General features: G+C 61.8%; 16 protein-coding genes. 9 read left to right on the top strand and 7 right to left on the bottom strand.

The window, feature by feature from the left end:
• Nucleotide 1 precedes the first annotated feature (1 nt).
• Both FJ974_RS29150 and FJ974_RS29155 read right to left on the bottom strand, forming a co-directional pair.
• A complete protein-coding gene (locus tag FJ974_RS29150) occupies nucleotides 2-982 on the bottom strand; it encodes a sugar phosphate isomerase/epimerase family protein (protein ID WP_140537693.1) in 981 nt (326 codons plus the stop codon).
• Between the two features lie 124 nt (nucleotides 983-1106).
• Complete coding sequence (locus FJ974_RS29155; protein ID WP_140537692.1) at nucleotides 1107-2000, bottom strand: LysR substrate-binding domain-containing protein; 894 nt, start codon at nucleotides 1998-2000, stop codon at nucleotides 1107-1109.
• 242 nt (nucleotides 2001-2242) lie between these two features.
• On the opposite strand from FJ974_RS29155, the gene FJ974_RS29160 reads away from it, so the two are divergent.
• The 4 genes from FJ974_RS29160 to FJ974_RS29175 all read left to right on the top strand — a co-directional run bounded on the left by FJ974_RS29160 (nucleotide 2243) and on the right by FJ974_RS29175 (nucleotide 6705).
• Nucleotides 2243-3271 (top strand): substrate-binding domain-containing protein, encoded by a 1029-nt coding sequence (locus tag FJ974_RS29160; protein WP_181177264.1) that lies wholly within the window; start codon nucleotides 2243-2245, stop codon nucleotides 3269-3271.
• Nucleotides 3272-3338: 67 nt separating this feature from the next.
• Nucleotides 3339-4817, top strand: a complete 1479-nt coding sequence (locus FJ974_RS29165; protein WP_140537689.1) for a sugar ABC transporter ATP-binding protein — start codon at nucleotides 3339-3341, stop codon at nucleotides 4815-4817.
• Nucleotides 4814-5800 carry an ABC transporter permease gene (locus tag FJ974_RS29170; RefSeq protein ID WP_226891674.1) on the top strand — a complete coding sequence of 329 codons (987 nt, stop codon included), beginning with the start codon at nucleotides 4814-4816 and terminating at the stop codon, nucleotides 5798-5800. The genes FJ974_RS29165 and FJ974_RS29170 overlap by 4 nt, the downstream gene beginning before the upstream one ends.
• Entirely contained in the window at nucleotides 5779-6705 is a 927-nt protein-coding gene (locus FJ974_RS29175) for an amidohydrolase family protein (RefSeq protein ID WP_140537687.1), read from the top strand. The genes FJ974_RS29170 and FJ974_RS29175 overlap by 22 nt, the downstream gene beginning before the upstream one ends.
• A 100-nt stretch (nucleotides 6706-6805) precedes the next feature.
• Here the strand turns inward: FJ974_RS29175 and FJ974_RS29180 are convergent, their stop codons facing one another.
• Complete coding sequence (locus FJ974_RS29180) at nucleotides 6806-7015, bottom strand: hypothetical protein (RefSeq protein WP_140537685.1); 210 nt, start codon at nucleotides 7013-7015, stop codon at nucleotides 6806-6808.
• Nucleotides 7016-7835: 820 nt separating this feature from the next.
• Here FJ974_RS29180 and FJ974_RS29190 point away from each other — a divergent pair.
• The 4 genes from FJ974_RS29190 to FJ974_RS30360 all read left to right on the top strand — a co-directional run bounded on the left by FJ974_RS29190 (nucleotide 7836) and on the right by FJ974_RS30360 (nucleotide 10097).
• Nucleotides 7836-9032 (top strand): IS256 family transposase, encoded by a 1197-nt coding sequence (locus FJ974_RS29190; RefSeq protein WP_140537682.1) that lies wholly within the window; start codon nucleotides 7836-7838, stop codon nucleotides 9030-9032.
• Between the two features lie 180 nt (nucleotides 9033-9212).
• On the top strand, nucleotides 9213-9398 hold the full coding sequence (locus tag FJ974_RS29195; RefSeq protein WP_226891675.1) for a hypothetical protein: 186 nt from the start codon (nucleotides 9213-9215) through the stop codon (nucleotides 9396-9398).
• 349 nt (nucleotides 9399-9747) lie between these two features.
• Nucleotides 9748-9963 (top strand): hypothetical protein, encoded by a 216-nt coding sequence (locus tag FJ974_RS30355; protein ID WP_319023069.1) that lies wholly within the window; start codon nucleotides 9748-9750, stop codon nucleotides 9961-9963.
• Nucleotides 9939-10097, top strand: coding sequence for a hypothetical protein (locus FJ974_RS30360; protein ID WP_319023064.1), 159 nt, complete (start codon nucleotides 9939-9941; stop codon nucleotides 10095-10097). The genes FJ974_RS30355 and FJ974_RS30360 overlap by 25 nt, the downstream gene beginning before the upstream one ends.
• 193 nt (nucleotides 10098-10290) lie before the next feature.
• On the opposite strand, the gene FJ974_RS29205 is transcribed toward FJ974_RS30360, so the two are convergent.
• The gene (locus FJ974_RS29205; RefSeq protein WP_140537680.1) at nucleotides 10291-10830 is read right to left on the bottom strand and encodes a carboxymuconolactone decarboxylase family protein; all 540 of its coding nucleotides are present in this window, start codon (nucleotides 10828-10830) and stop codon (nucleotides 10291-10293) included.
• Between the two features lie 138 nt (nucleotides 10831-10968).
• Between FJ974_RS29205 and FJ974_RS29210 the strand changes: the two genes are divergently transcribed.
• Complete coding sequence (locus FJ974_RS29210) at nucleotides 10969-11556, top strand: TetR/AcrR family transcriptional regulator (RefSeq protein WP_140537678.1); 588 nt, start codon at nucleotides 10969-10971, stop codon at nucleotides 11554-11556.
• An 816-nt stretch (nucleotides 11557-12372) separates the two neighbouring features.
• Here the strand turns inward: FJ974_RS29210 and FJ974_RS29215 are convergent.
• The 3 genes from FJ974_RS29215 to FJ974_RS29225 all read right to left on the bottom strand — a co-directional run bounded on the left by FJ974_RS29215 (nucleotide 12373) and on the right by FJ974_RS29225 (nucleotide 15314).
• The gene (locus tag FJ974_RS29215) at nucleotides 12373-13179 is read right to left on the bottom strand and encodes an SDR family NAD(P)-dependent oxidoreductase (RefSeq protein WP_210240725.1); all 807 of its coding nucleotides are present in this window, start codon (nucleotides 13177-13179) and stop codon (nucleotides 12373-12375) included.
• Nucleotides 13176-13952 carry a VOC family protein gene (locus FJ974_RS29220; RefSeq protein ID WP_140537677.1) on the bottom strand — a complete coding sequence of 259 codons (777 nt, stop codon included), beginning with the start codon at nucleotides 13950-13952 and terminating at the stop codon, nucleotides 13176-13178. The genes FJ974_RS29215 and FJ974_RS29220 overlap by 4 nt, the downstream gene beginning before the upstream one ends.
• A 705-nt stretch (nucleotides 13953-14657) precedes the next feature.
• Nucleotides 14658-15314, bottom strand: a complete 657-nt coding sequence (locus tag FJ974_RS29225; RefSeq protein ID WP_140537715.1) for a TetR/AcrR family transcriptional regulator — start codon at nucleotides 15312-15314, stop codon at nucleotides 14658-14660.
• Nucleotides 15315-15349 lie beyond the last annotated feature (35 nt).

Raw genomic sequence — 15349 nt, forward strand, 5'->3', positions numbered from 1 at the left:
GCTACGCGCCGATCAAAGCCCGATTGACGATCCTCTGGCTGGTCACGGCGTCCTGACGGGCCAGCGCGTCGGCAAGGCCGTTGTCGCCGGCCAGTCCATCGGCGATCTCCAGCAATCGCCGCACCGTCGCAATGTTGGCTTCGCATTCGGCGACCGGATCGAGCCCGCTCAGGTCCGGAAACGTGTCGAAGTAGAGCGCGCCGTCAAAGCCGTCGCGGCGAATCTGGTGTAGCAGTTCCAGCGTGGAGCGCATATGCACCGCGCCTACCATCAGCCCGTCGTCGCGCTTGCCGTATCCGTCGTTAAGATGCACGCCGAGCAGCCGGCTACGGCGGTTGATCAAATGCGCGGCAAGCGCCGGCTGCTCGCCGGCATAGAGCGCGTGCGCGAAATCGATGGTGACGCCGAGATTGGGCGAGCCGGCCTCGGCGATAGCCAGCAGCGTCGTCGCCGCGTCAGGCAGCAGCGACTGGGCGCGCGGCTCGTCGGGTTTATACTCGATGCTGATGCGGCAATCCGGGTCGTGCTCCGCCACCTCCCGGATGCCGGCCACCTCCCAGTCCCAGACCTGCGCATAGTCGAGCTGGAAATTGTAGTCGAACCCGTCCTGGCCGAGCCAGATCGTCATCAGGTTCGCGCCCACGGCGCGTGCTGCGTCGATGCCGCGCTTGGTCAGGTCGATGGCCTCTCGCCTAACCGCAGCATCCGGATTAGTAAAGGCGCCGCGCTTGAAGGCCGGGTTGGTGTAGTAGCGCATGGCAAGGCCGTTGACGGATAAGCCGAGGTCGCCGATGCGCCGGGCAATGTCCGCCGGCTCGCCGGACACGTGGTCGGGAAAATTCAGATCCACATCGGTAAGACCACGAACGGTGGCGGCGCGCTCGGCCATCTGCATCATGCTGGGCTTGCCGGAGAGGTCCGGCCATTGCAGCTGCGGCGCGGAGGCGAACGAGTTCAATCGGGTGGCGAAACGGGAAAGCATGCGAACCTTCGGACCTTCAAGTTTTTCACACAAATACAGAAAGTCGTAAAGTTATCAAGTGCGCGATGAGCGCGCGACCGCCGACAATATTTGAAGGCTCCAACCTCGCTTGGTGGCTTTGTCTTTATGCCGGCTGGCCTGGCAACGCGTCGCGTTCGGCGCGCAGCCAATCGAGGAACAGCCGCACCTTCTTGTGCCGCAGATGATCACGCGGGCACACGATCCACTGCGTGACAATGCGCAGCGAAGGAGGATCGGGGACGGGGCAGACGAGCCGGCCCTCGCGCAGCTCGCGCTCCATCATCATGCTGCTTTCCAGCGCGATGCCCATCCCGTCCAGCGCCGCGTCGATCGCCATATGGGAACGGTCGAACAAGATGCGGCCCCATCTTTGCGCCGGCTGCATGCCCGCCAGCTTGAACCAGGCCGGCCATTGCGCCTGCGACTTCACCGAATGGATCAGCCGGAACCGCGTCAAATCTTCGGCGCGAAGGCTGCCCGCCGCCGCCAGCGCAGAGGCGCAGGCCGGGATGAAGCTCTCCTCGGCCATGCCCTCGACGAAAAGGCCCGGCCAGCGGCCATCGCCGTGCCGTATTTCCAGGTCGACCAGTTCCCTGTTGAAGTCTGTCGGCTCATTTGTGCCGTCGAGGCGGATTTCCAGTTCCGGATTCTGGTCGAGGAAGGAGGAAAGGCGCGGCAGCAACCATTTGTTGGAAAGCGTCGGCGTCGCCCGCACCGTCAGCATCGTCACCGACCGATAGCCGCGGATCGTGCTGGTGGCCTCGGATATGCGCTCGATCTCGTCGGTGATGGTGGCGAAATAGCGCTCGCCTGCTTCCGTCAGCACGACGCGGCGGCCCATCTTGGTCATCAGGCTGACGCCAAGCTGGGTTTCCAGCGCCTGGATCTGCTGGGTGACCGCCGACGGCGTCACGCCGAACTCCTCGGCGGCGCGCGAGATGCTGCCCGCCTGGGCTGCGGCATGAAAGACCCAGATGGCCTTGACAGGTATTTGCATTGCCTCCTCCACCACCGCACCGTCCCAGTCCATACCATTTTTCTTTAAGGTGGGCTAAAGAATCGAAAAGGGCTTCTAATTTGAATCTAACAGATCGAATGCTCTAATTTCCAACTTGCTGCAACACGGTGAAGTCGTGAACAGTCGGAGCGCTTGCAGGCGAGAGGTGAAGCCCCTGGCGCACGGGTCTATAGGGAAGAGGAAGTTCCGGAGGTGATCCGGTACCCATGGGAGGAAATTCGATGAAGTTACGGATAAGCGGCGTACTCGCCGCCTCGACGGCGCTCGCCCTTTTCGGCGCGGCCCCCGCTTTTGCCGACGACAGCTGCCCGGCCTATCCGACGGCCAAGATGGACAAGATCGAATCGACGGCGCTCGAGGCGGAATTCGGCGCGGTGCCGGCGCCGAAGAAGGAACTGCATTTTGCCTATGTGACCAAGACGCTGATCAACGAGTTCTGGCAGGACGTCGCGGCCGGCGCGAAGGCCGAGGCATCAAAATACAAGATCAGTGTCGACGTGCAGGCCGCCAAGGACGAAAGCTCGATGATCGAGCAACTCAACCTTGCCCAGACAGTGTTGTCGCAGAAGCCGGACGCGCTGCTGCTTTCGCCGCAGTCCGATTCAAACCTCGCCCCGGTGATCGAAGCGGCGCGCGCCGCCAACATCCCGACCGTCATCATTGACGACGCGCGCACCGAAGGCGCCAGCACCTATATCGGCACCGACCAGGTGTCCATCGGCGCCAAGGCGGCCGCCTTCCTGCACCAGACCTATCCAAACGGCGGCAAGGTGGCCCAGATCGAGGGTGCCGCCGGCTCGCCCAATGCACGCCTGCGCATTCAGGGCTTCAAGGAAGAACTGAAGAAGTATCCCAATCTGGAACTCGTCGCGAGCCAGCCGGGAAACTGGGACCGGCTGACCGCGTTGAACGCAACTTCGAACATCCTTCGCCAGACTCCGGACCTTGTCGGCATCTACGCCAACAATGACGGCATGGCGCTCGGCGCGGTCGAAGCCGTCACCAGCGGCAGCAGCCTAGAACAAGTCGCGGTCGTCGGCACCGATGGTATCCGGGAAGCCAAGAAGTCGGTCGGCGCCGGGGAGATGCGTGCAACCGTGGCGGAGTTTCCCTTCGAGGAGGGCCAGCTTGGCGTCCAGATGGCGTTGCGGCTTCTAGGCTGCCAGGCCATTCCGCAGTGGGTCCTTTCGCCCCAGGCGGTTATCACCAAAGACAACGTCAAGGATTTCCCTGATCCCAAGACCAACTGAAGCTATCTCAGTGTTAAATGCGACCTCCCAAGCAGAGGACGGCGAAAGCCGTCCTCCCGCGCTTCGGATGACCGGTATCGCCAAGCGTTTCGCCGGCGTTCAGGCGCTGAAGGGCGTCGACCTCGATCTGCGCGGTGGCCAGGTCCATGCCCTTCTCGGCGAAAACGGCGCCGGCAAGTCGACGCTGATGAAGGTCATGTTCGGCATCGTGCAGCCGGACGAAGGGGAGATCACCCTCGATCCGGTCGGCACTGTCCGCATCGACGGCCCGCGCGACGCGCTGGCGATGGGCATCGGCCTCGTCAGCCAGGAGCTCAGCCTGGTGCCGCAACTGGACGTCGCCCAGAACATCTTCCTCGGCCGCACGCGTGGGTTGGAGCGCGTTCCGCGCGCGGGCTTCCGCCGTGAGGCACGCGCCATCCTCGACGACCTCGCGCCGCATCTTAAGACCGACACGCCGGTATCGGCGCTCGGCATGGCCGACCGGCAACTGGTCGAGATCAGCCGCACGCTCGCCCGCGGCGGCCGCATCATTGCCTTCGACGAGCCGACATCGAGCTTGACGCCGGCGGAGCAGGAGAGCCTGTTCGCCGTGATCCGGCGCCTCCAGGCGGCAGGCAAGGCCATCGTCTACATCTCGCACCGGATGAACGAAATTCGCGCTATAGCCGATCACGTCACCATCCTTCGCGACGGCGCGGTCGTCGCCTCCGGTCCGATCGGCGACTACTCCGAGGCCAGGCTCAACGAGCTGATCGCCGGCCGCGAATTGTCGCGCGAGATGAGCGCCCAAAAGCCGGCGCCGGTCCACAGCGCGCCGCTTCTGGAGCTGCGCGGCATCTCCACCGCCCGCATCAAGGATGTCAGCCTGTCGGTCGGCGCCGGCGAGATCGTCGGTCTGTCGGGCCTTGTCGGCTCGGGACGCTCGGCCATCCTGCGCGCCTGCTTCGGCATCGATCCGCTGTCAGGTGGCGAAATCAACGTCGCGGGCAAACGCGCGACGCTGGGCGCACCCGCGGATGCTATGCGGGCCGAGATCGCGCTGATCCCCGAGGACCGCAGAGGCCATGCCATTGTCCCGATGACGAATGTTGAGCGCAATTTCGGCCTTGGCAATCACGGCCGTTTTGCCTCGCTCGGCGTGATCAAGGGTGCCGAGAGACGGCGAGCGGCCAAGCGCTACGTGGACGAATTGCATATCCGGCCGCCGTCGATCAGCACCGAGATGCGCAACCTCTCCGGCGGCAACCAGCAAAAGGTGGTGATCGCCCGCTGGCTGGCGACCGGCGCGCGTGTCTTCCTGTTCGACGAACCGACTAGGGGCATCGATGTCGGCGCCAAGGCGGAAATCTATGCGCTGCTGCGCCGACTCGCCGCGGATGGCGCTGCGCTGCTGGTCGTGTCGTCCGAACTGCCGGAACTTCTGCTCATCTGCCACCGCATCGGCATCGTCAGCGGCGGCCGGTTGCGCGCCATGGTCGACAATGATGCCGGCCTCACCGAGGAGCGGCTGATTGCGCTCGCTGCCAGAGAGGACAATCCGTGACCGAACTCAGTTCCCTTCCCCGCACGGACAAGGCCGAGAAGAAAAGCCCGGCGGCGCCGCGGCGCGGCGATACGCTACGCAAGGCAAGCGTGGCGATCGGCTGCGTGGCGCTTTTCCTGATGTTCTCGGTGCTCAACAGCACTTTCTATCAGCCATCGAACCTAATCGACATTATGCTTCAATCCTCGATCAACGCGGTGATCGCAGTCGGCATGACGCTGGTCATCATGACCAAGGGCATCGACCTGTCTGTGGGCTCGGTCGTCGGCCTGTCCAGCATGGTGGCGGCCGATATGCTTTCGCATGGGCTGCTGGCCGGCATCGGCGCCGGATTGCTGGTCGGGCTGGTCGGCGGCTTCCTTAACGGCGTGCTGATCGCGAAGCTGAAGCTGCCCGACTTCATCGTGACGCTCGGCACGCTCAGCATCTTCAGGGGCGCCGCACTGATCTACACCGACGGCCAGCCGATCTACGGACTGGCCAAGGAGTTCCGCTCCATCTTCGCCGGCCGCCTGTTCGACATCCCGACGCCCGTGCTTTTGGCGTTGGCGGTCGCGGCCCTTGCCTATCTTCTGGTCCGCTACACAGCACTTGGCGAGCAGATCATCGCCATCGGCGGTAATGAGGAGGCAGCGCGGCTCTCGGGCGTCAACATCGAACGGGTGAAGGTCACAGTCTATACGATTTCCGGCGTGCTTTCGAGCCTTGCCGGCTTCGTGCTGATCGCGCGCATCGGCGCTGCTGAACCGATCGGCGGCAGCGGTTTCGAGCTGCAGGCGATCGGCTCGGCGGTGATCGGCGGGGCAAGCCTGTTCGGCGGCGTCGGCAATCCACTGGGGTCGCTTATCGGCGCCTTGACACTCGGTGCCCTGCAGAACGGGCTGACCCTGATGAACGTGCCGTCCTTCTGGCAATATGTGGCGTCGGGCGCGGTCGTCATTCTCGCCGTCTTCGCCGACCAATGGACCAGAAAGCGCGGATGATGCCCGCCGACGAAAGCTGGGCGATCGTCGACACGCACCAGCATTTCCAAAGTCTGTCCGATGCCGCCTATCCGTGGCTCGACCCCGACCGGCCGGAGCCGCTGGAGGGCGACCTGACGCCCATCCGCCGCGACTATTTGCCGGCCGATTACCGCCGCGACATGGAAGGACTCACCATCGTGAAAACGGTGCATGTCCAGAACGGCCGCAATCCGCATGATCCGCTCGACGAGACGCGCTGGCTGAGCTCGCTGGCTAGGAAGGAAGGCATGCCGGACGCGATCGTCGCCTATGCGGACCTCGCTGCTCCAGATGTCGAGCGCCTTCTGGAGGCCCATGTCGGCTTTCCGCGCGTGCGCGGTATCCGCCAGATCCTCAACTGGCACGACGACCCCCGCCTGCGCAGCGCGCCAAGCCCCGACCTGATGGAAACCGCGCAATGGCGGCGCGGCTTTGCCCGGCTCGCGCGGCTCGGCCTGAGTTTCGACCTGCAGCTCTACTGGCCGCAAATGGACATGGCGCTGGCGCTGGCGCGCGCCTTTCCCAACACGATAATAGCCTTGGAACATTTCGGCATGGTGGCAGATCGCAGTTCGGAAGGGCTGGCCGGTTGGCGTTCGGCGATCAGCCGTCTTGCGCAAGCGCCGAACGTCTGCGTCAAACTGTGCGGTTTCGGTCTGGGCGCACCGGCTTGGACGACCGAGGACACACTGCCGCTGCTGCACCATGTGCTTGACGCCTTCGGTCCCGGGCGGACGATGGTAGGAACGAACATGCCTGTGGATCTGATTTTTGCGGCCCCAAACAAGATCATTTCCATGATCCATGCCATCGCAGTGGGTCTGTGCCGGGATGAGCGGATCGCCCTGCTTCGCTCCAACGCCGAAAGATTCTATCGTATCTAGTGCTGCCGTCTGCGGCCAATCCGAATGTCCGCTTCCAGGAGAAGAAGAAAGTGACATCAACAGCCGACATGAGGCGCATTGCCGACCGGTTGAGCGCGGCCTAATGGCCCGGCTCAGATGTCGGTATAATGCCAACGGCCAAGCTCTCCTCTTCGAGAATATCAATAACATCACCGACGCTGGCCCCCGCGTTGGGGTGAGCCCTCGCCAGTTCCTCTGCCTTGGATTTCACATCAAAGGAAGGTTGCGGCCGCTTCTTTGCTGCTGCTACCGCGTCTGCAATCTCGACTGCTAGGGTGAGTACCGGCATAGGATTTCTCCCGAATGCCCCAGCCTCTACCCCAAATATGGCAGACATTCGGCCAGCCTGACATACTCTGTCATCACGGCTTGGGCGGGTTCTAATTTGAAGCTTGCTCGTCAACAGCGCCAAGCTCATGAATCGTTTCCGACCGTTTTCGCTGAAATCCAATCGCGCCAGTGGGTAGGATGAACATCGACCGGCACCTCGGTGCCGGCATGCCTCCATCCAAATTCGGTCCGCTCACACGGAAATATGAGCGAGTGCGCGCCTTCTCCGTCCAGAGCTCCCAGTGCGCTGACGATTGGCTGCCGCATTGGTAGTATGCACTAGAACGCTACGCCGGCTTTGATCCCGATCTTTTTTGTGGCGACAGGGATTCTACAGGACATGTATCGCTGGGTGTAAAGTACGAATCGGACGATTCCATCTGGGAACGATTACCTCACGGGTGAGTTCCGACTTTGAGGGCGCTGATTGGAGGCCCGATTAATGTCCACGCTTAATAGAGCAGAGCGGGGCCAAGTCTTCCGGCAGCTGGTCACTTCAGAAGACTACCGTCGGACTTTGCGCAGGCGGCTAGGCTTGGGCGTTGAAACGAGGCTGCCGGCGTCCTTCACTGAATTGCTAGAGGCGCTGGATCAGCGAGAAGAGGAAACGGACGACGCAAGCTCGTAGGCAGTGGAGGAGACGCGAGGGGCGATAGGGCGGCGCCCCGGCCCAACCCGCGAGGTAGTGTGCTGAGAGTTCTGCAAATTCGCTGAGAGAGGGCGGTCATGGCAGGCTGGTGATTGTTCACGTCACCTGATTCCCGCGAAGGAACGCCACCATGACCAAGACTGAAGATAAATCCGCCATAGCTGCCGTCAAAGACATTCTGCTTTCGAACCCGGATGGGCTGCACGAAGTGATCCGCGCGGTGATGCAGGAGGTCCTCGAGGCCGAGATGGACGAGGCTCTGGGTGCTTCGAAGAGCGAGCGCACGCCGGAGCGGCTCGGCTATCGCTCTGGGTATTACGGCCGCACGCTTGTCACCCGTGTCGGCAAGCTGGAGCTGCGGGTTCCGCAGGACCGGCAGGGGCGCTTCTCCACCGAGCTGTTCGAGCGCTACCAGCGTTCCGAGCGGGCCTTGGTGGCGACGCTTGCGGAGATGTACGTGCAGGGCGTGTCGACCCGCAAGGTCAAGGCGATCACCGAAGAGCTGTGCGGGCATGCCTTCTCGGCTTCGTCGATCTCGGCCATCAACAAGCGCCTGGACGAGAGCCTGAAGGCCTTTGCCGAGCGCCCGCTTCAAGAGCCCTTTGCCTACCTCATCCTCGATGCCCGCTACGAGAAGGTGCGCGAGGCCGGCATCGTCATGAGTCAGGCGGTGCTGATCGCGGTCGGCATCGACTGGGACGGCCGGCGCCAGATCCTGGCGGTGGAGATGGCCAATCGCGAGAGCCGCTCGGCCTGGAAGGACTTCCTCGTCGCGCTCAGGGCGCGCGGCCTCAGGGGCGTCGAACTGGTCGTGTCCGACGACCATGCCGGCCTGGTCGCGGCGATCGGCGAGGTGATCCCGGAAGCCGCCTGGCAGCGCTGCTACGTGCACTTCCTCAGGAACGCGCTCGATCACCTGCCGCGCAAGCACGGCGACGACTGCCTGCAGGAGCTCAGATGGCTCTACGACCGGCGCGATCTCGCCGAGGCCAAGGCCGATCTCGCGGCATGGCTTGCCAAATGGTCGGGCCGCTATCCCAGGCTGACGACGTGGGTGGAAGAGACCATCGAGGGCACGCTGACCTTCTTTCGCCTGCCGCGGCAGCACCACAAGCACCTGAAGTCGACCAACATGCTGGAACGCCTCAACGAAGAGATCAGGCGCCGCACCTATGTCGTGCGCATCTTTCCAAACTCACAGAGCTGCCTGCGCCTGGTCAGGGCGCTGGCCGTCGAAACCAACGAAAACTGGATGGAGGCCAACCGCTACATCAACATGGACGACCTGCGCGAGCACAAGAAGCTCGCTCTGCGCCAAGCCGCATGACCAGCCTCATGGCCGCCCCTTTTTGCAGAACTTGACGCACACAACCACCCGCGACGGAAAACAGGCCGAAGCGCCTCGGAGCAGCGCCGGTTCCTCCGCCATTCCTGGGATATGGCCTCACCCGACATTTGATGAAACATTTAGGGGCCCTTCCTGATTTGGTTGAAGGAGGATTGCCAAATGAGAGAACATGTCGAAAGCCATACCTATGGCCGAATTGACGACAGGCAGCTCGTCATTCTGCTGAAAGAGAAAACAGGAATCTCAGACGCTCAGGCCAGAAGGCTGATAAAGGCTTTTGGGCGCGACCGCCCCGCGCTTTTGCGAGAAGCCAGAATTGTAAGAGCGAAGCATTCACGCATCTAGCTGAAGGGGCTTACGCCCGGCTGCTCGTGCCAGGTGACTTGCCGCAAATCGCGCCAGGCGACCGGTTTTTCGCAGACAGCGCATGGATGAAAACGATCGGCTTCGGTCTTCGGCTGGTTTCCACGCCGCTTGCCGACAGTGGGCGGCCCAAGGTCTGACAGTTTCGCCATGTTCCGGAACTAAATTAGCCGCTTTGCTTGAATCGGGGTGGTTGGGGTCGTGCGTGCGTGTGAAGTTCGTTCCGCCCATGCTGCCGGAGCTCGTCGATCGTCCGGCAGAGGGCGACTAGTGGAGCCACGAAGTCAAGTTCGACGGTTTCCGCGCCCAGGCCATCAAGGACGAAGGCGGCATCCGGTTCTGCACTGGACGCGGCCACGAGTTGACGGCCAAATACCGGCCGCTCGTCGACGAGGCGGGGGCGATCGAAGCCGATAGCTTCATCATCGAAGGCGAGGTCATCGTTACCAATAACGAAGGGGGCTTGCCAACTTTGGCGCGCTGCGCTTCGCCAGCACCAGCCGGCCGCAGGACCTGTTTTTCATGGCCTTCGATCTTCTGCATCTGAACGGTCACGATCTGCGCGACATGCCGCTCGAGGACAGGCGAGATCTCCTTCACGAGATGGTTCCCGCCGACGGCCGGATCCAATTCTCTGAGGCGCTGCCTGGAACGGGCGGCCGCAGTCTACCATCTCGTTGACAAGGCCGGCCTCGAGGGCGATGTCGGACGGCCCTCGCCGTATCAGCCTGGTCTGAACCCTGACCGCGCAGGACATCGATTGTCGCGGTCGGCGCGCACTGTGAACGCACCGGTCGCGTCAAACTTGAATGACGCAGTGAATCGACTTGCCGGTCGGAGCGCCACATGGTGGCGGCTTCGACCGGCGCGATCCTTAATCAATCAGTTTGGGCGCGGCCGGGAAGTCGACGGGCACGCGGGTTACTGCATGAAGATAGTTGCTCACAGTCTTATCACCGACGATGACAATTGCGTCCACGAGGTTCTCCTTTGTCCAGCCGGCCGCGAAGAACGCATCAACGAGCCCTTGATCCGCATGACCGCGCTGGATCACAACGGCTTTCACCATGCGGGCCAGTGCGTCGAGTTTCGCGTCAAAGCTCGCTTGACCGCGGCGGATTTCGAGGATCTGCGCATCCGAAAATCCGACCATTTTTCCAACGGCAGTATGTGCGGCGAGGCAGTATTCGCATTCGTTGACCTGGCTTACCACTAAGTTGATCACTTCCCGAGCCTTGGCCGCGATGCTGCTTTTCGCATTCTGGAGGGCGAGGTAATTGCCTAGCGCATGTTCGGAATGGGCGAACGTTGCGTACAGGTTCGGCACGGTGCCGAGGCTCGCCTTCAGCTTGTCGAAGATCGCCTGATTGACGGGTGATACCTCATTGCGGGTGGGCACGTTGATCTTAGTCATGCTTTCTCTCCTAACGGGGGATGGTTCCAGAAGTCGGTGACTAGCTATTTGTATCGACTGCTACAAACATGAGCCTGCGCGTGCCGGCCTGTCAACAAAATTCTTTATCGATCGCTACAACTACGCTATGATGGCGCCATGGCGCGCACAATTGCTTTCGACTACGAACGGGCTCTGGACAAGGCAATGCGGCTGTTCTGGAAGCACGGCTATGCCGGGACCGGGCTACGCGATCTCCTGAAGATTATGGGCATTGGCGAAGGCTCGTTTTACAACACCCTCAAGAGTAAGAAGCAGCTCTATCTGGCATGCGTGGAGCGTTACGAGGAGACGGAGGGCCGCAAACGCGCCCAGGCACTGATGTCCGCGCCCACGGCCAGCCAAGGAATTCGCGCGCTGTTCGGCGTCGTGCTCGACTGCTTGGACAATCCGCAGACACCGTCCCGCCTCTGCATGTCGGCGGCGATGGCCTCGGAGGAGGTGCTGTCGGAACCTGATTTGCGGCAGTTCGTCGAGGACCGTGCGGAAAAATTCCAGGCGAGTCTTGCCGAGCGGCTGAGCCAGGATCGGGATAAAGGTGCGCTGCCGGCCACGTTCGATCCGCAGACCAAGGCGTCGATCATTGCCACCTACATGCAGGGCATCTGGCGCGTGGCACTGGTGGATTTCGACCGGCCCCGTTTCGAGCGGCAGATCGATGTTTTTCTGACTGGCCTGGGGCTTTAGGCGCAGGCTCGTTTGGTCAGTACAAGGTGATTGCTCGCCGTTGGCTGGAGCTCAGGACGAGCCCGGCGAGTGCGCTTCGCTAGGTTTCGTGGACAAACCCTAACCCACCCTGTCTCCAGCGCTAGCGCTGAACACTTCATACTGCTGTTCGCCGACCGCAAGGGTGCCCACCAACAAGCACGCGTCGCCGCAGCGAAGGATTTGCTGCTCTGTGGCTCACTGCCAAGAGGATGATGGGTCCCGATCCCGGCTAAACAGGCATGAAGGGCTTGGTAAAGCGGACGGTCTCCTTCTCCGGCACGTGAAGTGCCATAGCGCGTTCGTTGGACCCCGCAATTAAGAGAACGGTCGAAGACGACGCTGATCAACGCCTCGCGCGCTCACCTGGCTGAACTCGGGATCGTTTCACAGCTTGGCGCTATATGGGGTGTCAGAGATCTGGTGGCGCTGGTGGAGGATGCCGATCACAATTTCTCCCCGACATTGTGCGGAGTGTGTTGCATCCTTTGTGCGATCGCAACCCGCGATTCGGCGTGCGCAGGTCTGGGCATAGCCCTGTTGCCCGGGTATCCGGCCGACGTCCCGATCGCGGAGGGAAGTCTTGTCCGAATCCTTCCTGTAAGTCGCCTGGATCAGATTGAGGCACTGCAGGCGCGCTCGGTTACACCGTCCATTGCCGTAAAAGCGCTCCATAAAGCACCTTGTCTGACCCCAACAGCATCGTCGTTGCCGTGAGGCGCCATCACCAAGTCCCAGCCCTCGCTAATTCGTAGCGTTCTGAACCCGGACCGGGGTGCGCGCTCACCCTTGCCATCTTCAGTCAAACCTGGTCCGCTCCTGCTGGGTCTGGCCGCCATTGATTTCGTAAACCGAGCCCGTGACGAACGATGCCTCGTCGGAGAGCAGGAGTGCTACCACGCTGGCTACCTCTTCCGGTTTTCCTTGCCGACCCATGGCAGTCTTCGCAGCGATGGTGGCGATCACTTCGGGTGGAAGGCCAACGCTGGAGGTGGTGCGGATCGGGCCAGGTGCGACAGCGTTGATCCGGATGCCCCGAGTTGCACATTCGACGGCTGCGCTGCGGGTCAGTCCGACGATTCCGTGCTTGGAGGCGGAATAAGCCGCCCGCATCGGATGGGCCTGGACGCCCGCGGTCGACGCCATGTTCACGATGGCGCCGCCGTCATGTTCGAGGAGATGAGCGATCTCCGCCTGCATGCAGAAAAAGGTCCCTGTGAGGTTGACCGCGATGACACGTGACCAGTCGTTGGGATCGATCTGGTGCGTTTCGATCTGCTTCGGCGTGATCCCGGCACAGTTGAAAGCTACATCAAGCCTGCCGTAGGTCTTTATGGTGAAAGGCAGAAGGCGCGAAACGTCGTCCTGGCTGGAGATATCGCAGGCGATAGCCGCCGCCTGCCCTCCGGCGTCCCGTATCTCTGCCGCGACGCGTTCAGCGCTATCCGCGTTAACGTCTGCCACGATGATCTTCGCGCCACGAGTTGCCAGCAATTTCGCGGTCGCTTCGGCAAGCCCGGAGCCGCCGCCTGTCACAAGCCCAACTTTCTCCTCAAATGACATTCCATTTTCTCCATATTGATGATGGCCTTCCGTGCCGTTCAATATGCCTCGCCGGCCATCGGCGAGAGCACGCTGAATACGGCGCCCACGGGATCCGCCAGGACTGCGATCCGTCCATGCGCGGTATCCGTGGCCGGCATCAGATTTGTGGCACCGAGGGAAACAGCCGTTTCGACGGTTGCTGTAGGATCAGTCACTGCGAACATCACGTCCCAATAAGGCGGAATCTCCTTCGGCATGGCAGGTGGCCGCGGCAGAAGGCCGGCGATGGATCGCCCGCCAACCTGCCACTCACGCCATTGGGCCGGGTCGGACGGAACCGGCGATGTCAGTTCCCAGCCGAAGACCGCGCCGTAGAAATCAGCCGACGCCTTAATGTCATCCGTAATGAGTTCGCTCCATTCGAACGCCCCTGGTTTGTTCCAAGCCGCGGCGCCCTTGAATTCACCGGCCTGCCAGACCGCCAACTCGGCGCCGGAATTGTCCCCAAACACGGCGTATCGCCCTGCGCTACCAAGTGTTGTCGGCTCGCTGACGATCCTGCCTCCGGCCGCAATGACCGCTTTCGTAGTGGCTTCCGTATCTTTGACGGACAAGTACATCCGCCAACCCTGTCGAAGCGAGCCGGTCTTAGCGCTGATCCCGGCGACCGGCTGGCCACTCAAGAGATAAACGTCCGGCATAAGATCGGAACCAGCGGCGTTTGGCTCCAGCCAGTTGAGAAGTGCCGGATAGAAGCGGCGCGCAGCTGCACCGTCCTCGGTCGTGAGAGTGACCCAGATTGGAATTCCATATTCATCAATAGCGTTGCCCAAAGCACGTCCTCCATTCAGAATTCGCCTACATCCAGTGACTGGAGCGGACTATTTGTCCTGCGTTGCGTGGCCGAGCAAAATGGGACGCCAGTGAGTCGTTCGGGCGATCCAAAGCCGCGACACCCCGTTTTAATTCCTTCGCCTCAGAGCGACTTTTACGTTGCTTACGGGTCTTCGTCTTGGGAAGACTCTTCGGGCGTAGCCCCCGTGAGCAACGGCCTGCGATGCTTTCGCCGTGAAGATAGCGGGCCGATGCCATCGAATGGCTGATCAACTGCCAAAAGCTTGTCTGCCAAGCCAATCACACTTCCTCCGCCTGGGCCGTAGGGACTCGTGGAACTGTGCTAATTACGGCGTCAGCATCGAGCCCTTGCAGCCATCTCTCAAGGCCTACTTCTACCTCGGACGATAAGACGTCTGAAATGCCGTAAATCCCAGAGATTCCGCCATTTTGCCTGGTGTGCTCGATTGCGTTCTAGTGGCTACGAGCCGACCTCACCTGTCTTGAATTACCAGACGCCCAGCGCGAAAAGTGCACCAAAGAGGACGACGATCCCCGCCAAGTTTCTTTTTGGTCAGAACGCCGTCCGGGCCGCGCTTGTGATCGCCGAGCCTGGGCTCGAGACCGAGTTTGCGGCCCGCGATCTCGGCAATCGGAACTGGCGCTTGCAGTGGTGCGACGCCGCCGCGACCCCGTGCCGGGTCTCATGTCCGATTGTGACGACGCGCCTGCATGACAAAGGCCGAAAAATGGGCCACGTCAGCATCCGTCGGTTCTTGCCCGGTGAAGCTGCGCAGATAGGCCGCAAGGTGGCCAAGGCGAGTCTCCGCCGGCTCTTTCACATCGAGCACATAGTAGCCTATTTGCATGTAATAGAGCACCCGCGCGCGAATGAGAGCGTCCTCGTCGCTGTAGCCATGGCGTAGGTAAAGGTCGCGTATGGCGCCGAGCCTCTTATCATCCGCCTCGTCGATGATCCTGCGCACTTCGGGGGAGCGGCGTGCCCACTCGCGCACTGCGAAATCGAAGCGTGGATCGAACAGGCTCTCGTCCGCCCAGCATTCAAAGACGTTCAGCACACCGCCGATGATGGTCGCGGCGGGCCTTCCCGCTCGTTCGACGATCGCCCTGGTGTTCGTGTCGCGCCAATGCTCAAGCAGGCGATTCAGCAGATCCTGGCGGCTCTCGAAATAATGGTAGAAGCTCGATCGCGACACGCCGAGCCGCTCGCCCATCTGCAGGACGCGCACGCTTTCCACGCCCTCGGTGACCAGCACCTCCAGGGCCAGATTGATCCAGTCCCAGCGCGTCACCTTGACGTTGCCTGGAGCGGGCTCTTTCTGCGACATCAACTTGATCATGACTGACGAATGACACAGCCCAAAATCTGGCGCAA

The organism is Mesorhizobium sp. B1-1-8, from assembly GCF_006442795.2.
Lineage (GTDB): Bacteria > Pseudomonadota > Alphaproteobacteria > Rhizobiales > Rhizobiaceae > Mesorhizobium.